This is a genomic window from Antarctobacter sediminis, from assembly GCF_019218285.1.
Taxonomy (GTDB): domain Bacteria; phylum Pseudomonadota; class Alphaproteobacteria; order Rhodobacterales; family Rhodobacteraceae; genus Antarctobacter; species Antarctobacter sediminis.
Map to the genome: position 1 here is coordinate 26,664 of NZ_JAHUZG010000001.1, position 16,921 is coordinate 43,584.

General features: G+C 65.9%; 20 protein-coding genes and 1 riboswitch. Of the genes, 12 read left to right on the forward strand and 8 right to left on the reverse strand.

What is annotated here, in order from left to right:
* Position 1: 1 nt before the first annotated feature.
* From KJP30_RS00140 to cobJ, 3 genes are read left to right on the forward strand one after another with little or no spacing between them, the layout of a single operon-like run.
* Entirely contained in the window at positions 2-631 is a 630-nt protein-coding gene (locus tag KJP30_RS00140) for a precorrin-8X methylmutase (RefSeq protein ID WP_218446939.1), read from the forward strand.
* Entirely contained in the window at positions 628-1,356 is a 729-nt protein-coding gene (locus KJP30_RS00145; protein WP_218446940.1) for a precorrin-2 C(20)-methyltransferase, read from the forward strand. The genes KJP30_RS00140 and KJP30_RS00145 overlap by 4 nt, the downstream gene beginning before the upstream one ends.
* Complete coding sequence (gene cobJ / locus KJP30_RS00150; RefSeq protein WP_218446941.1) at positions 1,353-2,108, forward strand: precorrin-3B C(17)-methyltransferase; 756 nt, start codon at positions 1,353-1,355, stop codon at positions 2,106-2,108. Before KJP30_RS00145 ends, cobJ begins: the two co-directional genes overlap by 4 nt.
* On the opposite strand, the gene KJP30_RS00155 is transcribed toward cobJ, so the two are convergent.
* On the reverse strand, positions 2,081-2,836 hold the full coding sequence (locus KJP30_RS00155; RefSeq protein ID WP_218446942.1) for a cobalt-precorrin-6A reductase: 756 nt from the start codon (positions 2,834-2,836) through the stop codon (positions 2,081-2,083). The genes cobJ and KJP30_RS00155 overlap by 28 nt on opposite strands.
* On the opposite strand from KJP30_RS00155, the gene cbiE reads away from it, so the two are divergent.
* The 7 genes from cbiE (at position 2,835) to KJP30_RS00190 (ending at position 9,605) form a co-directional block, all read left to right on the forward strand.
* Positions 2,835-4,034: a precorrin-6y C5,15-methyltransferase (decarboxylating) subunit CbiE gene (gene cbiE / locus KJP30_RS00160; protein ID WP_218446943.1), complete on the forward strand. Its 1,200-nt coding sequence runs from the start codon at positions 2,835-2,837 to the stop codon at positions 4,032-4,034. The genes KJP30_RS00155 and cbiE overlap by 2 nt on opposite strands.
* On the forward strand, positions 4,016-4,393 hold the full coding sequence (locus KJP30_RS00165) for a cobalamin biosynthesis protein (RefSeq protein ID WP_218446944.1): 378 nt from the start codon (positions 4,016-4,018) through the stop codon (positions 4,391-4,393). The genes cbiE and KJP30_RS00165 overlap by 19 nt, the downstream gene beginning before the upstream one ends.
* Positions 4,390-5,184, forward strand: a complete 795-nt coding sequence (gene cobM, locus KJP30_RS00170; RefSeq protein ID WP_218446945.1) for a precorrin-4 C(11)-methyltransferase — start codon at positions 4,390-4,392, stop codon at positions 5,182-5,184. The genes KJP30_RS00165 and cobM overlap by 4 nt, the downstream gene beginning before the upstream one ends.
* A complete protein-coding gene (locus tag KJP30_RS00175) occupies positions 5,177-6,535 on the forward strand; it encodes a cobyrinic acid a,c-diamide synthase CobB (protein ID WP_218448385.1) in 1,359 nt (452 codons plus the stop codon). The genes cobM and KJP30_RS00175 overlap by 8 nt, the downstream gene beginning before the upstream one ends.
* On the forward strand, positions 6,532-7,266 hold the full coding sequence (cobA, locus tag KJP30_RS00180; RefSeq protein ID WP_218446946.1) for a uroporphyrinogen-III C-methyltransferase: 735 nt from the start codon (positions 6,532-6,534) through the stop codon (positions 7,264-7,266). The genes KJP30_RS00175 and cobA overlap by 4 nt, the downstream gene beginning before the upstream one ends.
* On the forward strand, positions 7,259-7,987 hold the full coding sequence (gene cobF, locus KJP30_RS00185) for a precorrin-6A synthase (deacetylating) (protein WP_218446947.1): 729 nt from the start codon (positions 7,259-7,261) through the stop codon (positions 7,985-7,987). Before cobA ends, cobF begins: the two co-directional genes overlap by 8 nt.
* Positions 7,988-8,078: 91 nt before the next feature.
* Positions 8,079-9,605 (forward strand): trypsin-like peptidase domain-containing protein, encoded by a 1,527-nt coding sequence (locus tag KJP30_RS00190; RefSeq protein WP_218446948.1) that lies wholly within the window; start codon positions 8,079-8,081, stop codon positions 9,603-9,605.
* A 3-nt stretch (positions 9,606-9,608) separates the two neighbouring features.
* Here the strand turns inward: KJP30_RS00190 and KJP30_RS00195 are convergent, their stop codons facing one another.
* From KJP30_RS00195 to KJP30_RS00215, 5 genes are read right to left on the reverse strand one after another with little or no spacing between them, the layout of a single operon-like run.
* On the reverse strand, positions 9,609-10,259 hold the full coding sequence (locus tag KJP30_RS00195) for an energy-coupling factor ABC transporter ATP-binding protein (protein ID WP_218446949.1): 651 nt from the start codon (positions 10,257-10,259) through the stop codon (positions 9,609-9,611).
* The gene (cbiQ, locus tag KJP30_RS00200) at positions 10,250-11,026 is read right to left on the reverse strand and encodes a cobalt ECF transporter T component CbiQ (protein WP_425515691.1); all 777 of its coding nucleotides are present in this window, start codon (positions 11,024-11,026) and stop codon (positions 10,250-10,252) included. The genes KJP30_RS00195 and cbiQ overlap by 10 nt, the downstream gene beginning before the upstream one ends.
* Positions 11,023-11,604, reverse strand: a complete 582-nt coding sequence (locus KJP30_RS00205) for a NikL family nickel/cobalt ECF transporter subunit (protein ID WP_218446950.1) — start codon at positions 11,602-11,604, stop codon at positions 11,023-11,025. The genes cbiQ and KJP30_RS00205 overlap by 4 nt, the downstream gene beginning before the upstream one ends.
* Positions 11,601-12,218 carry a cobalt transporter CbiM gene (gene cbiM, locus KJP30_RS00210; protein WP_218446951.1) on the reverse strand — a complete coding sequence of 206 codons (618 nt, stop codon included), beginning with the start codon at positions 12,216-12,218 and terminating at the stop codon, positions 11,601-11,603. Before cbiM ends, KJP30_RS00205 begins: the two co-directional genes overlap by 4 nt.
* Positions 12,219-12,222: 4 nt before the next feature.
* Positions 12,223-12,960: a DUF4198 domain-containing protein gene (locus tag KJP30_RS00215; protein WP_218448387.1), complete on the reverse strand. Its 738-nt coding sequence runs from the start codon at positions 12,958-12,960 to the stop codon at positions 12,223-12,225.
* A 188-nt stretch (positions 12,961-13,148) separates the two neighbouring features.
* Positions 13,149-13,352: riboswitch (cobalamin riboswitch) on the reverse strand.
* 128 nt (positions 13,353-13,480) lie between these two features.
* Between KJP30_RS00215 and KJP30_RS00220 the strand changes: the two genes are divergently transcribed.
* Positions 13,481-14,485, forward strand: coding sequence for an aldo/keto reductase (locus KJP30_RS00220; protein WP_218446952.1), 1,005 nt, complete (start codon positions 13,481-13,483; stop codon positions 14,483-14,485).
* Between the two features lie 23 nt (positions 14,486-14,508).
* On the forward strand, positions 14,509-15,204 hold the full coding sequence (locus tag KJP30_RS00225; protein WP_218446953.1) for a fumarylacetoacetate hydrolase family protein: 696 nt from the start codon (positions 14,509-14,511) through the stop codon (positions 15,202-15,204).
* A 143-nt stretch (positions 15,205-15,347) separates the two neighbouring features.
* Here KJP30_RS00225 and KJP30_RS00230 read toward each other — a convergent pair whose 3' ends face one another.
* Both KJP30_RS00230 and KJP30_RS00235 read right to left on the reverse strand, forming a co-directional pair.
* Positions 15,348-16,283: a LysR family transcriptional regulator gene (locus tag KJP30_RS00230; RefSeq protein ID WP_218446954.1), complete on the reverse strand. Its 936-nt coding sequence runs from the start codon at positions 16,281-16,283 to the stop codon at positions 15,348-15,350.
* Positions 16,284-16,321: 38 nt separating this feature from the next.
* A complete protein-coding gene (locus tag KJP30_RS00235; protein WP_218446955.1) occupies positions 16,322-16,801 on the reverse strand; it encodes an Lrp/AsnC family transcriptional regulator in 480 nt (159 codons plus the stop codon).
* Positions 16,802-16,921 lie beyond the last annotated feature (120 nt).

Genomic DNA, 16,921 nt, shown 5'->3' on the forward strand with positions numbered 1-16,921 from the left:
CATGCCATACACCTATGAAAAAGACGGCGCGGCCATCTACAAAGAGAGCTTCGCCACCATCCGGTCCGAGGCAGAGCTTGACCGCTTTGCCGCCGACGAGGAACAGGTGGTGGTGCGCATGATCCACGCCGCGGGCCTTGTCGGGCTGGAACGCGACGTCAAGGTTTCGCCGGGCATGGTGGCGGCGGCGCGTACCGCGCTGAATGCCGGGGCCCCGATCTTTTGTGACGCGTTCATGGTGTCCGAAGGTGTGACCCGCAAACGCCTGCCCGCCGAGAACGATGTGATCTGCACCCTGCGCGACCCTGCGGTTCCCGATCTGGCGGCGCAACTGGGCACCACCCGCTCTGCCGCCGCGCTGGAGCTGTGGAGGCCACGGTTGGAGGGGGCGCTGGTCGCCATCGGCAATGCGCCCACGGCGCTGTTTCACCTGCTGGAAATGCTCGAAGATCCCGAGTGTCCGCGCCCGGCGGCGATCATCGGCTGCCCTGTGGGTTTTGTCGGTGCGCGCGAAAGCAAGGACGCCCTGTGGGAGGCACAGCCGGTGCCCTCGCTGATCGTCGAGGGGCGGCTGGGCGGCAGCGCCATCACCGTTGCGGCCATCAACGCCATCGCGAGCCGCGCGGAATGAGGGGCGGGACGGTATACGGCGTCGGCCTTGGCCCCGGCGACCCCGAACTGATGAGCGTGCGCGCTGACCGGCTGGTCCGGAATGCCCGCCACGTGGCCTTTTTCCGCAAGGCGGGCCGCGCAGGCCGCGCCCGTGGCATCGTTGATGGCATGTTGCGCGACGATGTCGTGGAATTCGCCATGGAATACCCGGTCACGACGGAGATCCCGCTGAGCGATCCGCGCTACAACCAGATCCTGTCCGAGTTCTATGGCGATTGCGTCGCCCATCTGAAGGCGCTGGTGGCCGCGGGCGAGGACGTGGTGGTGCTCTGCGAGGGCGATCCGTTTTTCTACGGGTCCTTCATGCATCTCTATACCCGGCTGCGCGACGAGGCTCCCGTTCACGTGGTGCCCGCGATCACGGGTATGTCGGCGGCATGGACGGCCACCGGCGAACCGGTCACTTGGGGCGATGATGTGCTGTCGGTGCTGATGGCGACCCTGCCAGAGCAAGAACTGGTGGCCCGCATGACCGAGGCCGACGCACTGGTGGTCATGAAGATCGGGCGCAACCTGCCGCGCGTCCGGTCGGCGCTGGAAAAGGCGGGCAAGCTGGACCGGGCTTATCTGGTGGAATATGCCAGCATGAGCGGTCAGGCCGTGGTCAGGCTGGCCGACGCGCCGGAACGGATCTCGCCCTATTTCTCGATCGTCATCGTACACGGGCAGGGGCGGCGACCATGAGCGGCTGGGTCGTGATCGCGGGGCTTGGCCCCGGGGATGAGGCGCTGGTCACTCCCGAGGTGACATCCGCCATCGCAGAAGCCACCGATATCGTGGGGTATATTCCCTACGTCCGCCGGATTGCCCCGCGCGCGGGGCTGCGCCTGCATGAAAGTGACAACCGCGTCGAACTGGACCGGTCGCGGCACGCGCTGGACATGGCCAGCGAGGGGCGGCGGGTGGTTGTCGTCTCCTCGGGCGATCCGGGCGTTTTTGCCATGGCCTCGGCGGTGTTCGAGGCAGTCGAGGCCGGCCCGGCGGAATGGCGGGCGCTGGAGATCCGCGTGCTGCCCGGCATCACGGCGATGCTGGCGGCGGCATCTCGGGCCGGGGCGCCCTTGGGCCATGATTTCTGCGCCATCAACCTCAGCGACAACCTGAAACCCTGGGCGCTGATCGAGAAACGGCTGCGCCTTGCGGCAGAGGCGGATTTCGCCATGGGGTTCTACAATCCCCGGTCCAAGTCGCGGCCCGAAGGCTTTGGCCGCGCGCTGGATGTTCTGCGCGAAACCTGCGAGCCCGAGCGCATCATTCTTTTTGCCCGCGCGGTTTCAACACCTGATGAGGATCTGCGTATCGTGCGCCTGTGCGATGCCACGCCAGACATGGCGGACATGCGCACCGTCGTCCTTGTGGGGTCGTCGCTGACGCGGGTGATCACCCGCGAAAACGGCGCGCCATGGGTCTATACCCCCCGGTCTGTCCCGGCATGAGCGACCCAGTCCAGCACTTCCTGCGGGGTCGCGACCTCGCGCCGTGCGGGCAGGGCCGGACGGTCGATCATCACAACCGGCAGCCCAAGGGCGCGCGCGGCATCCAGCTTGGCCGACGCGCCCGATCCGCCCGCGTTCTTGGATACCACCATGTCGATCCCGTGCTCTTCCATCAGCGCGCGGTCGCCTTCGGCGGTAAAGGGACCGCGATCGACGATCACGTGGTATTCGGCAAAGGGCGGCGGCGTCTTGGGCGGATCCACCAGACGCAGCAGGTAGAAATGCTGCGGATTGGGGGCGAATTCGTCCAGATGCATCCGGCCCACGGCCAGCATCACCCGGCGCGGCGCGCCATTCAGTGCGCTGACGGCGGCGGGAATGTCGGGCACATGGGTCCAGCGGTCGCCGGATTGCGGTTGCCACGCGGGGCGGGTCAACGCCAGATGCGGCACACCGGCAAGGCGCGCGGCCTCGACGGCATTGGTGCTCATTTGTGCGGCAAAGGGATGCGTGGCATCCACCAGATGTGTGATGCCGTTTTCGCTCAGGTAGGCCGCCAGCCCCTCAACCCCGCCAAACCCGCCGACGCGCTGCGGCAGGGGTTGTCGACGCGGGCGCTCGACGCGGCCCGCAAAGCTGACGGTGCCGTTGATCCCGTGCTCTGCCGCCAGCCGTGCCAGCGCCGTGGCCTCGGTCGTGCCGCCCAGGATCAGGAGGTTCGGGGTCATGTCTGAGCGCGCTCCGTGGTTGGTGGTGATCGGTTTGGGCGAAGATGGACCGGACGGGCTGACAGGTGCAAGCCGTGCCGCGCTGGAACAGGCGGAGATCGTCATGGGTCCGCCCCGTCACCTTGGCCTGTTGCCGGAACTGAGGGCCGAAAAAGTTGCGTGGCCGGTGCCCTTTGCCGATGGGCTGGACCTGCTGGACCGCTATCGCGGCCGCCCTGTTGCGGTGCTGGCCTCCGGCGATCCGTTCTGGTTCGGTGCGGGCAGCGTGATCGCGCGCCGGTTTGCCGACCACGAATGGCGGGTCTTGCCGGGGGTGTCCTGTTTCTCGCTGGCGGCGGCGCGCCTTGGCTGGGCCCTGGAAAAGACGCTGTGCATGGGATTGCACGCCGCGCCGCTGTCCCGGTTGCGCCCGCATTTGGCGCGAGGCGTGCGGCTGATCGTGACGCTGCGCGACGGCGCGGCGGTTTCCGAACTGGCCCGTTACCTTGACGGTCTTGGCTTTGGCACCTCGCAGCTTTGGGTGATGGAGGCGCTGGGCGGTCCGCGTGAAAAGGTGACACGGCTCGCGGCCCAGGACGTGCCTGACGGGTTTGAACATCCGGTGGTTGCCGCCATCGAGGTGGCGGGTGAAGGGGCCGCCTTGCCGAAGGTCTCCGGTCTCGACGACGATTTCTTTGACAGTGACGGCGTGATGACCAAACGCCCGGTGCGGGCGCTGACCCTGTCCGCGCTGGCCCCCAAACCGTTTGAACAGCTGTGGGACATTGGCGGCGGTTCGGGCAGCATCGGCATCGAATGGCTGTTGCGCGATCCGACCGTCGAGGCCGTCACCGTGGAACCCCGCGCCGACCGGATCGGTCTGATCCGCGCCAATGCGCAGGCGTTGGGCGTTGACCGGTTGCAGGTGGTCGAAGGCCGCGCGCCCGATGTCCTGACGGGGTTGCCTCGCCCGGATGTGGTCTTTGTCGGCGGCGGGCTGGGCATCGGTTTGCTGGACTGGCTGTATCGCAACCTGCCCGAAGGCACCCGGCTGGTCGCCAATGCGGTGACGTTGGAAAGCGAGGCTTTGTTGATCGCGGCACAGGCCGATCGCGGCGGCACGCTGTTGCGGGTCGAACTGGCCGAGGCGGGCGCGCTGGGCCCGCGCCGGGGCTGGAAATCCGCATATCCCGTCGTGCAATGGAGTGTGACGCTGTGATCGCCGGGTTCGGGTTTCGCAGCGGGGCCACGGTGGACAGCCTGCGCGACGCCTTGCACCGCGCGGGCGGGCAGGGGCTGACGCATCTGGCCACGGCAGAGGACAAGGCGCAAAGCCCCGTCTTTCAGACCTTGGGCGAAACCATGGGCCTGCCGGTTGTCGGGATTGCCCCGGACCTGCTGCAAGCGCAGGGCACTGCAACCACGTCGAACCCCAGCCTTGAGGCGCGCGGCACAGGCAGTGTGGCCGAGGCAGCGGCGCTTGCCGCGGCGGGCCCGGGGGCAGAATTGATCCGCACGCGCGTGGTCTCGGGCGACCGAATGGCCACCTGCGCGCTGGCAGAAGGAAAACAGAGATGACCGTTCATTTCATCGGCGCGGGACCGGGGGCCGCCGATTTGCTGACCGTGCGCGGGCGCGACTTGATCGCCGCATGTCCGGTGTGCCTTTATGCGGGCTCGCTGGTGCCCGAGGCGGTGCTGTCCCATTGCCCGCCAGGGGCACGGATCGTCAACACCGCACCGATGGATCTGGACGCCATCATCGCCGAGATCGCCAGAGCCCACGCCGAAGGCAAGGACGTGGCGCGGCTGCATTCCGGCGATCTTTCGGTCTGGTCGGCCATGGGCGAGCAACTGCGTCGGCTGGATGCGCTGGGCATTCCCTATCAGGTGACGCCGGGCGTGCCGTCCTTTGCCGCCGCCGCCGCCGCGCTGGGCGCGGAACTGACCGTGCCGGGGCTGGCGCAGTCGCTGGTGCTGACCCGGACGCAGGGCCGGGCCTCGCCCATGCCCGCGGGCGAGACACTGGCCAATTTCGCCAATACCGGCGCGACGCTGGCGTTGCACCTGTCGATTGGCCAGTTGGAAAAGGTGCAGGCAGAGCTGTTGCCGTCTTATGGGCCCGAGTGCCCCGTCGCGGTGGTCTACCGGGCCAGCTGGCCGGATGAACGGGTGATCCGCACCACTTTGGGCGGCCTTGTCGATGCGGTGGACGAGGGGATCGCGCGGACGGCTCTGATCCTAGTGGGGCCGGCGCTGGGTGAGGGGATCACGGCGGAAAGCCAGCTATACGCAGCGGATTATGACCGGCGGTACAGGCCGCAAACGGCAGACAGCCCCTGGGCGGAGTGGCAACATGGCGATGACTGATTTTCCGCGCGGGCTGATGATTTCGGCCCCGGCTTCGGGGACGGGCAAGACGACGGTGATGCTGGGCTTGTTGCGCGCGCTGCGTGACGAGGGCCTGTCGGTACAGCCCTTCAAATCCGGTCCCGACTATATCGACCCGGCCTTTCACCTTGCGGCCAGCGGGCGGGCCTCGTTCAACCTGGACACCTGGGCGATGGACGGCGGACTGCTCGACGCCATCAGCGCACAGGCAAAGGGCGCCGACATCTGCATCGGCGAAGGATCGATGGGGCTATACGACGGGGTGGCAACCCGCGGGCAGAGCGGTTTCGGCTCTTCGGCGGAAACCGCGCGGCGCATGGGCTGGCCCGTGGTTCTGGTGGTGGACGTGGGAGGGCAGGCGCAATCTGCGGCGGCCACGGCGCTGGGGTTTCGCGAATACATGCCGGACCTGCCATTCGCGGGTGTGATCCTGAACCGCTGCGCTTCGCCCCGGCATGAGCGGCTGACCCGTCTGGGAATGGAACGCGCAGGCATCGAGGTGCTGGGCGTGCTGCCCCGGCGCGGCGACCTGACCCTGCCCGAGCGGCACCTTGGTCTGATTCAGGCGATCGAACACCCGGATCTTGAGGCGGCGATTTCCGGCTATGCCGATTTCCTGCGCGCGCATGTGGACCTTGACCGGATTCGCGCGGCGGCGGATGGACTGTCGGACGCCCCGACTTCCGGGCTGCGCCCGTCAGCGGCCCGCCCACCAGCCGCATCCGCCATTCTGCGCCCCCCGGCGCAACGGATCGCGCTGGCACGCGATGCGGCGTTTTCCTTTACCTATCCGCACCTGCTGGAAGGCTGGCGCGCCGCCGGGGCGGAAATCCTGCCGTTCTCGCCGCTGGCCGACGAAGCGCCGGAGGACAGCGCCGACATCGTCTGGCTGCCGGGGGGCTACCCCGAACTGCACGCCGGGCGTCTGGCGGCGGCCGGGCATTTCCGCGAAGGTTTGCGCCGCTTTGCCGAAACGCGGCCCGTGCATGGCGAATGCGGCGGCTACATGGCGCTGGGCGAGGCGCTGATCGACAAGGAAGGCGTTTCGCACCGGATGGCGGGCCTGCTGGGGCTCGTGACCTCTTATGAAAAGCGCAAGTTCCACCTTGGCTATCGCCGTGCCGTGCTGGAGGCCGGGATGCCGGGGCTGGCACCGGGCGCGGCCCTGCGCGGGCATGAGTTCCACTATTCAACGATCCTCGGCCAGCCTGACGCGCCGCTTGCCCGCGTGGCCGATGCCGATGGCAACCCGGTGCCGGAAACCGGTTCGGTTCGGGGCAATGTCACCGGCACCTTCTTTCACCTTATCGCAGCGGAGGCGGGCTTATGAGCGGTTTCGTCAGTTTTGTCGGCAGCGGGCCGGGTGATCCCGAGCTTTTGACGCTGAAAGCCGTGGACCGTCTGAAGCGGGCCGATGCTGTGTTGTTCGACGATCTGTCCTCGGGGCCGATCCTTAGCCACGTGCGTCCCGGTGCAGACCTGATCGGCGTGGGCAAGCGGGCCGGGCGGCCTTCGCCCCGGCAGGATCACGTCAGCCGCCTGCTGGTGGACTATGCCAGCGAGGGCGGGCGCATCGTTCGGCTGAAATCCGGCGACTCGGGTCTGTTCGGGCGGCTGGAAGAAGAGCAGGTCGCCCTGCGCGCCGCCGGGATAGACTATGAAATCATCCCGGGGATCCCCTCGGCGGTGGCCGCGGCGGCGGCCTGTGGCATCCCCCTGACGCGCCGGCTGACTGCGCGCCGGGTGCAATTCGTGACCGGTCATGACGTCAGCGGCGCGTTGCCGCCGGATCTGGACCTCAAGGCCCTCGCCGATCCGGGGGCGATGACGGTGGTTTTCATGGGCAAGCGGACCTTCCCCAAACTGGCGGCGGAGCTGCAAGCCGAGGGCCTGCCGGGCACCACCCCCGCGATCCTCGCCGAGGCGGTGGGCACTGCCGAACAGGCGCTGCACCGCGACACGGTGGCGGGCCTGTCGGCGCGTCTGGCGGATGAAATCGGGACCAAGCCTGCGCTGATCCTTTATGGTCCCATGGCGGAATTGGGGGTGGGGTTTGACTGATCTCTGGCTGGTCGGCATCGGCACCGGCAATCCCGACCATGTGACAATCGAGGGGCAGCGCGCCCTGCGCGAGGCCGCCGTGGTGCTGATCCCCCGCAAGGGGGCCGCCAAGGAGGATCTGGCCGAACTGCGGCACGAGATCCTGCGGGCCTCGGGATCCGGGGCGCGCGTGATCCATTTCGACATGCCGGTGCGGGACCCAAAGCTGCCCTATGCCGAGCGGGTGGACCGTTGGCACGATGAAATCGCCGAGCGTTGGGTCGCGGCGTTGCGCGATGCGCCCGAGGGGCCTGTGGCGCTTTTGGTCTGGGGCGATCCCGGCCTTTACGACAGCACGCTGAGGATTGCCGCGCGGCTGACGCCTGCGCCGCGTGTACGGGTGGTGCCGGGGATAACGGCGTTACAGGCGCTGACGTCGGCCCACGCGATCCCTTTCAACACGGTCAATGGCCCGGTCATGGTCACGACCGGGCGGCGGCTGCGCGACCACGGCTGGCCCGAGGGGGCCGATACCGTGGTGGTCATGCTGGATGGGGAATGTTCCTTCCAAAGCCTTGACCCGCAGGGGATCGACATCTGGTGGGGCGGCTTTCTGGGCATGAAGGAACAGGTGCTGGAGGCCGGCCCCCTGGCCGAGACCGGGCCAAAGATCGTGGCGACGCGGGCCGAGGCACGGGCCAGACACGGCTGGATCATGGACACCTACCTGATGCGGCGCTGAGCAGGCCCGTATAGGCGGGGATTTCCAGACTCCGCGATAGGGCCCAGAATGTTACTGTACCCGGAGAATCCCAAGCCGGAGTCCCGCATTCATGCCTGTCTTTCGCATGGCCGCCGCCGCAATCCTTGCCCTGAGCACTGCCGCAGCCGCGCAGGACCTGATGCTGTTCCCGGCAGAGACCTTTGGGCAGGTGGTTGCGCCGCGAACGGAATCCATGTTGGGGGATGTCCGTCTGGAGTCGCGGATCGGCGATTACAATAACGAGTTCATCTCGAACTATGGGCCGAATTCGGTCTTTGCCCGCACCGGCCGTTCCGTGGGCATGTTGCAGATCCTGACCAATGTGGGCCATGCGCCCTGCACGGGCTTCCTTGTCGAAGGCAACAGGATCGTCACCAACCACCATTGCGTCCCGGGCATTCTGAACCATCCCAAGATGAAGGCGCAGGGAGCCAACAGCATTGCCGCTGTCCAGTTCCACGTGGGCTATACCCGGGACGGGCTGGACGAGGGGGTAAAGACCTTTCACGTCAACCCTGTGCCGCTGGAGACCAGCGAGGCGCTGGATTACACCGTCTTGCAGGTGCTGGGCGATGCCAATGCGGAATTTGGCGCGCTGGACCTGACGGCGGCGGTGCCACAGGATCGCGACCCGTTCTGGGTCATCGGTCACCCAATGGGCGAGGCGCAACGCATCAGCCGCGAGAAATGCCAGGCCGACAGCCCGGCGCTGGCCAAGCAGCGGTTGCGGCACACCTGTGACACGCTGCCGGGCAATTCCGGCTCGCCGGTGATCGACGCGGGATCGCAAAAGGTGATCGCCCTGCACCATGCGGGCAGCCGGGCCGGGGATGTGAACTTTGCTGTTCCGATGGCCGAGATCCTTGCGCAATCCAAGGTGCTGAAGGCCGCAAGCCCGGTGCCCGCCGCCCCGGAAACAAGCGAACGGGACGCCGAACTTGCGTTGGCCGCAGCTTTGGCTGAACTGGAAAAGCTGCGGGCGGAAAAAGAGGCCTTGCAGGCCAGACCGGACCCAAAGCCCGAGCCGGTCGCGGCCCCGGAACCAGACCCAACCGACACGCGCGAGATCCTGCGCAAGTCGCAGGCCCATCTGAACACGCTGGGCTGTGACGCAGGGGCGGCGGATGGCGTCATGGGGCCGCGCACGCGCGAGGCGTTCCGCCGCTTTCTGGCGGCCACGGGTGTGGCGCTGACGGTCGAAGATCTTGGCACGGTGCGGGCACTTGCGGCGATCACCGCGACATCGGGCCGGATCTGCAAGACGGTCGCCGCCGCGCCACCGGCGCAAGTGACCCCGGAGGCCACCGCCCCGACCTATTCGATGGTGGGCACATGGTCGTGGTCCGCCACTTGCCCGCTGGGCATCGCCACCGGCACCAGCACCTATCGGTCCACCGGGGGCAACGGGTTCAGCGCCACGATCACCAGCACTGCGGGGCCGGGGACGACGCAAGGCACCCTGAACGGGCGTCAGTACACCGCGACCGAAACCTATGGCTGGATCACCAACAGTGCCAGCGGCAGGCTTTCGGCGGACGGGCGGTCCCTGACGATGACGGTATCGAACGGTTGCCGGGTCACGGCGCGCAAGAACTGAGCCCTAGACCGGGACCAGTTGCCCCTCGCGCAGTTCCAGCGCGCAAGGCGCGATCTTTTCGCGGAAGACCGGATCATGGCTGACCAGCAGGATCGGCAGGGGCAGGGCGTCGATGATCTCGGTCAGGCGGCCCGCGTTCTTGGGGTCCAGCGCGTTGGTCGGCTCGTCCAGCAGCAACACCTCGGGCGACATGGCCAGCACCGTGGCAAGGGTGACAAGGCGCTTCTCACCGCCAGAGAGCTTGTGCGTGATGCGGTTGCGCAGGTGTTGCAGGTCCAGCACCATGAGCGTCTGTTCGACAATGGCCAGCGCCTCGTCCCTTGTCTTGCCAAGGTTCAGCGGGCCAAAGGCCACGTCCTCGGCCACGGTGGGGCAGAACAGCTGGTCATCGGGATCCTGAAACACCAGACCGATGCGGCGGCGGACCTCGTGAAAATCGGACTCGCGCGTGCGGGGCTGATCAAAGATCGTGACACTGCCCGATGTGGGCCTTTGCAGCCCAAGGATCATGCGCAACAGCGTGGACTTGCCCGCGCCATTGGCCCCGGTGAGGGACAGCCGCTCGCCCTCGCCAAGGCGCATCGAGGCGCCGTTCAGAACCGGCGGCTGGCCGGGGTAGGCGAATTGCAGGTCATCCAGTGCGATCAGCGCCATGTCAGATCCAGTGTCAGAAGGGCGGCCAGCGCCGCGACAAGCGCCAGCGCAAAGCGGGCATCGGCGGTCGTGTAACGGAAATCGTCCAGCAACACGATACGTCCCGCGAAGCCGCGGCATTTCATGGCCCCCAACAGCCGTTCGGACCGTTCGATGGCGCGCACCATCATCATGCCCACGAGATAACCAAAGCTGCGATAGCTGTGCCACGAGGTAGAGGGGCGAAAGCCGCGCACCTTCATGGCGGCCCGAAGACGCAGGTATTCCTGCCGCAACACCTCGACATAGCGGATGGTGAACATCAGCAGATGGACCAGCGTTTCCGGCATCCTGAGCCGGTACAGCGCATGGCCCACGGTCACGGGTTCCATTGTGCCGACAAGGGTGATGAGGGCAAGCACCACGGCATTGGCGGTCAGGCCGATCTGGATGGCACGGGCAAGTCCCTGCCATGTGGCGGGATACCCCCAAAGCGTAAAGATCGCGTCGCCGGGAACGGTGAAAGGCAGCAGCGCCAGCATGAAGAAGATGAAACCATCCATCATGGCAACCCGTTTCAGGGTGCGCGCGGGCGGCAGTTTCGACAGGACCAGCAGGCCAAGCGAAAGTGCGAGCGCGGCGCCGAGGGCCACGAGACTGTCCAGCGCCACCACCGCGATGCCGTAGACCAGCGCGGCAAGGATGCGCGCGCGCGGATCCAATGCGGCGATCAGGCCGGGCGTGGCTTCGGCCAGCGCGGGGTTGCTGTTGGACAGGATATGACTCACGCGGCGTCCCGGGATTTCAACTGGCGGCGGGCGGCAATGTAAAAGCCAAGACCGAACAGGCCAAGGATATAGCCGATGCCGCCAAGGATCGTTTGCAAGTCGTTCTTTTCGCGATAGGCGGCGATCTCGCGGCGCAGCGGGCGCATCTCGTCGCGGACGATGCGGGCGATTTCGGCCCGGTCGGCGTCACTGAGGGCATTGCCGCCGGTGGCGGGTGCAACGGCCTGAACCGGGACCGCGGCGGGGGTCGGGGCCTTGCCCATCAGGCGTGCCACGTCCTCGGCCGACATGGTGACATCCGCCACATGGCCAGCACCAAGATCGGCGCGAAAGGTATGGGCGACGGGCTGGGTCGGTTGGAACAGGAAAAAGCCGTCTTCGTCGGTCACGGTCTCTCCCAGCAGGGTTCCGTCCGGGCCAAAGACCTGCACCGGCAGGTCAGGGGCCATTTCCCCGTTTGACAGGCCGATTTCGCCCTCTATCGCGCTGCCCGAGGGAAAGACCGACGCGATGACCTTATGCGCCAGTGCAGGCAGGGGCAGGGCACAAAGCGTCAGGACCAGCACAACCCGTTTCATGACGCGATTTCTTTCATCGAGTGGAAGAGATCCGGTTTGACCTTGTGCGCCAATAGCACGGCAAAGCCGGTCAACAGACCTTCAAGCACCATGATCGGCAGATGCGCGACAAAGACCAGATGCGCGGCGGCAAGGAACTCATCCCCGCTCAGCATCAGCGACACGGCGACCATCAGGGTCGTCAGCGCGATGGCCAGTGCGCCGCCAAGCCCACCCCAGACCGCCGCCATGATGGGACTGCCACGCATCAACAGGGGCCGGAACAGCATTCCGACCAGCACGGCAGGCAGGGCGATGTTGACCGCGTTGACCCCCAGAACGGTCAGCCCGCCAAAACCGAAAAAGATCGCCTGCAACAGCAGCCCGACAAAAAGTGCCGGGAAGGCGGCCCATCCAAGGATCAGCCCGGCCAGCCCGTTCAGCATCAGGTGGACCGAAGACGGCCCGATCGGCACATGGATCAGAGAGGCCACGAAAAAGGCCGCCGACAGAACCCCGGCTGCCGGGATACGTTCCAGCGGCAGGGCGCGCAGGCCAAGGGCGATGCCGCCCGCCGCAGCCACGGCGCCGCCGATGACGACCGGGTTGGACAAGGCTCCGTCGACGATGTGCATCCGCTTACTCCAGGTCCCAGGCGCGGATCCAGATCACCGCGTCCTGGCTCAGTTCCTTGCCCTCGTGTTCGGTCACCGGACCGGCACCAAGCGCGGCAAAGCCCCAGTATCCTGCCTTGGGCACGCCGAAGGTGAAATAGCCGTTTGCGTCGGAAATCGCCACGATGGCGCCACCGGGGGGCGGCGAGGTGACCGGATCGCTGGCGGCAAAGCTGTCCATGTCCGGTTCGGCGGCCATGTATTCGATCTCGATCTCGGCACCCGCCACGGGCGCGCCATTGGCCAGCACCTGCCCGGTGAAGGTGCCTCCGGCGATGATGTTGTACGGCTTGTTCAGCGGCAGGATTTCAACCGGCAGACCAACCGGCTGATCCCAGTCGGTGGGCAGGGTGCTGCGGTTCAGGAACGCCTTGGTGATCTGCTGGATGTAGATATCCTCGGATTCCTCGTAATAGGGTTCCGGCACCGTCACCAGAACGTAGTCGCCCGACCGTTTCACCGGGACGGAACCAAGGAAGGCCGCGGCCTCGTTGCTGGCGCCCTGAAAGCGGATCGGTTGAAGCCTGTCCAACAGGTCGGTTCTTTCGCCGCGATGGATCATGAAGAATTCCTGCGGGCGCTCCATGTCCATGACATGACCGTTGTCAAACGGATGCCAGAAGATCAGCTTCACCGGCACATCGCCGGGGCGTTCGATCATCGTGTCGGTGGTGTATTCCAGCAGGAAATGCGCCGGTGCCATCGTCGGCAGGGCCAAGAATGCGGCCAACAGGGCCTGACGGCCATGGGCGAAAAGGGTCACGGTCTACGTCCTCGTCCAAGTCGCGCCATCCCCGGCGCGGAGCAGTTTGAACATGGGGCAAGGCGGCCGGAGTCCGGAAAGGACACAGGCCAGACGCACACCCCGTCGTCCGGTGGAACCGCGGCCATCTGGGCCACGGGTGTCCGGCAGGTCTCCTGGCTTGCGGGTCAATGCCTGGGCCTGCCTTCCCGGATTGCTCCAGTGGCGTTATGGCCCGGCTCTCCGCTTACAGTTGCGGGGGCAGCTGCCGGGTTGGCGCAGGTTCGCGCCGCACGGCATTCCCTCTTTCCCCCGAAGGTGGCGCCTTCGGGACCGGTCACAGCGACTGTCTGGCAGATGCGCCCGTGGCGCGCAATGGGCAAAGCGACACGGGGACCCCGGCTGCGACGCGGGCGCGGGGCTTGCCAAGCCGGGGTGCGAAGGCCACTGTCGCCCCACGGAAAAGCAAGGGGAACGGGCCATGTTGCGCAGGGCATTGGGAAAAGGCGGACCAGAGGTTTCGGCGCTGGGCGTCGGGGCCATGTCCTTTGCAGGCTTTTACGGGGCGATCAGCGAAACCGACAGTCACAAGCTGCTGGACGCGGCGCTGGATGCCGGGATTGACCATGTGGACACGGCCAATGTCTATGGCATGGGCACGTCCGAAGCGATTATCGGCAGTTTTCTGAAACGTTATGCGGGCAAGGGCGGGCTGCCCTTTCGCATTGCCACCAAGGCCTCGATCACCCGCGATCCGGACACCGGCACGCGCTGTTTCGATAATTCGGCCACGCATCTTGAGACGGAACTGGACCAAAGCCTGAAACGGTTGGGGATCGACCGCGTGGACCTTTTCTATGTCCATCGCCGCGACCCCAGATACGAGATCGAAGAGGTGACGCAAAGCCTTGCCAGGCTGGTGCAGAAGGGCAAAATCGGTGCCTTCGGCTTTTCCGAGATCGCCCCGGCCAGCCTGCGCCGCGCGGCGGCGGTGCATCCCGTGGCGGCGGTGCAATCGGAATATTCGCTGCAAACCCGTTTGCCGGAAATGGGCCTTTTGCAGGCCTGTTCCGAACTGGGCACCGCGCTGGTGGCTTTTTCGCCGGTCGGGCGCGGGTTGCTGTCCGACAGTCCACCCACGCCCGAAAGGGTGGCCGCCGCGCCATTCCTGAAGGTCAATCCGCGTTTTACCGGTGGTAATCTTGAACGCAACATTGCCGCCAGCAAGGGCTTTCGCGACCTTGCGGCCGAGGCTGGCTATCCCACCGCAACGCTGGCGATTGCCTGGGTCGTCAGCCAGGGACGGGCGGTGCATGCCATCCCTGGCACCCGCAGCATTGGCCACCTGCACGAACTGGTGCGCGGGGCGTCGATGATGCTGGGCGACGATCTGAAAGCCGAAATCGAGGCGCGCCTGCCCCTGGGGTGGGCCCATGGCGCGCGCTATTCCCATGACCAGGCGATCGGCCCCGAGGCCTATTGCTGAGCGTCCAGACGAAAGGAAACCCGATGGATTATGTCTTTGACCCGGCCCCGCAGGCCAGCGTGGCCGTGGCCGGCAGCACGGACCGCCTGCCAGTGCGTCGCATCTTTTGCGTGGGACGCAACTATGCCGCCCACGTCCGCGAGATGGGCAAGGACCCGGACCGCGATCCGCCGTTCTTTTTCACCAAACACGCCGGTGCGGTGGTGGACACGGGGCAGACCGTTGCCTACCCGCCGGAAACCGCGGACCTTCACCACGAGGCCGAACTGGTAGTGGCCATCGGCACAGGCGGGCGCGACATCGCCGAGGCCGACAGCCTGTCCCATGTCTGGGGCTACGCGGTGGGCAATGACCTGACCCGGCGTGACCTACAGGCCGTTGCCAAACAACAGGGGCGACCATGGGATTGGGCCAAGGATTTCGATCAGTCCGCGGTGATCGGTCCGGTGCATCCGGTGCATGAAGTCGGCCACCCGGACAAGGGGCGGATATCGCTGACGGTCAACGGCGCTCCACGGCAAAGCGGTGACCTGACCGAGATGATCTGGACCGTACCCGAGATCATCTCGATCCTGTCGCAGTCGATGAAACTGGTTCCGGGCGATCTGATCATGACCGGCACCCCGGCGGGCGTCGGCGCGCTGGAACCGGGCGACACCTGTGAGGTAGAGATTGAAGGGTTGGGCCGGATCGAAACGCTGATCGGCCCGCGCGGCTAGGATGGGGCGAACCTGTTCCGGGCAACAGTCATTGCAGCCCATTCCAAAGGCGTGGGCTGTAACAAGCATCCAGTCACCTGAGCCTTGCGCCCCGTGCAACGATAGCTGACCCGCAACCGCGCCCTCTGGGCCCCAAGGGGGCGTCATCCCTGTGGCTGCTTGCCCCTGAGATGATCCATCAACAGGCGCAGCGGCATCATCGCGCGATACTCGCGCGGGAAATACAAATAGATCCCCGGCGCGTCGGCGATGGTGCCATGCAGAACCTCTTCCAAGCGGCCTTGTGCGATGTCTTGGGTAAAGTAGTCCCGGAAGGTGTAGACCAGCCCAAGATCCTGCCGGGCAAGGTCGATCATGGCAGGCAGGGTGTTGACCACAAGATTGCCCCGCACCGCTACGTCATAGGGGCCATCTTTGCCCGCAAAGCTCCAAGCCGCGATCCGGCCCGAAGTTTGAAACCGGTAGCGGATACAACTGTGATCCAGCAAATCGCGCGGGGTGACGGGGGCCCCGTGCCGGGCAAGATAGGCGGGGCTGGCCACCACGGCCAAAGGCAGGCCGGGTGTCAGGCGGACCGCAACCATGTCCTGTGCGATACGGTCGCCCAGACGAAACCCGGCATGCAGTTCTTCGCCCGGCAGGTCCGAAAACGCATCGGTCAGGGACAGTTCGATCTCGATTTCCGGGTAGGTCTCGCAAAAGCTCCTGAGCCGCGCACCCAGAAACAACTGATAGGCGAACTCTGGCATTGCCAGTTTCAGCGTGCCCCGCGCGGCGTGCCCCGTGGTGCGTGCGCTTTCCACGGCCTCGCCCAGTTGATCAAAGGCCGGTCCGGTGCCCCGGATCAGCGCTCGCCCTGCCTCGGTCAGGCTGATTGAACGGGTGGTGCGGATGAAAAGCGCCGTGCCCAGCTGGTCTTCGAGCGTTTTTAGCTGGTGGCTGACGGTCGAGGGTTTCAATCCCAGCGCATCTGCCGCAGCACGCAGGCTGCCATGACGGGCAATCGCGGTAAAAACCTCAAGCGTGGCAAGCGGCAGGCGCATGGTTTCCCCTTTGGACGATTGTTCGGTATCATACATGAGGGGAGGTGGGTTTCACGCAAATAGTGCCTCCGGTCTCATGGTTCCGAGAAGGGCGTGACCGGCAGTTTGCTGGAGTCCTTCATCTCTTTCAGCGAGAGGTTCGACCGGATGCTGGTGACGCCGGGCAGGCGCCTCAGGGTGCTGTCAACGAAATTGCTGTAGTCGTCCAGATCGCGCGCGACCACGATCAGCAAAAAGTCATCGGCCCCGGTGGTATTGTGGCAGGACAATATGTTGGGAGTCGTTTCGACGATGCGCTGGAACTCGGCCGTGGCGGCCTGATCGTGTTCCGAGCAACGCAACTGGACAAAGGCCATCACGCCCAGCCCCAGTTTGCGGCGGTTCAGATTGGCCTGATAGCCTTCGATGATGCCGCTGTCTTCCAGTCGTTTCAGACGCCGCCAGCAGGGCGTTTCGCTCATCCCCAGCGTTTCGGACAGGCGGGCGTTGGTCATGCGCCCGTCCTCTTGCAGCAAGGTCAGGATGCGAGCGTTGACGGCGTCAATCTGGGGCAAGGGCGGAAACCTCTCATAGTGTAGTCATTCGGCGGGTTTTCTGCCCTGAATTTTGCGAATTTGGATAAGATTGGCAATTCTATTTCCTCGCGCGCCGCTATGATCCTTCGTCACTTGCAG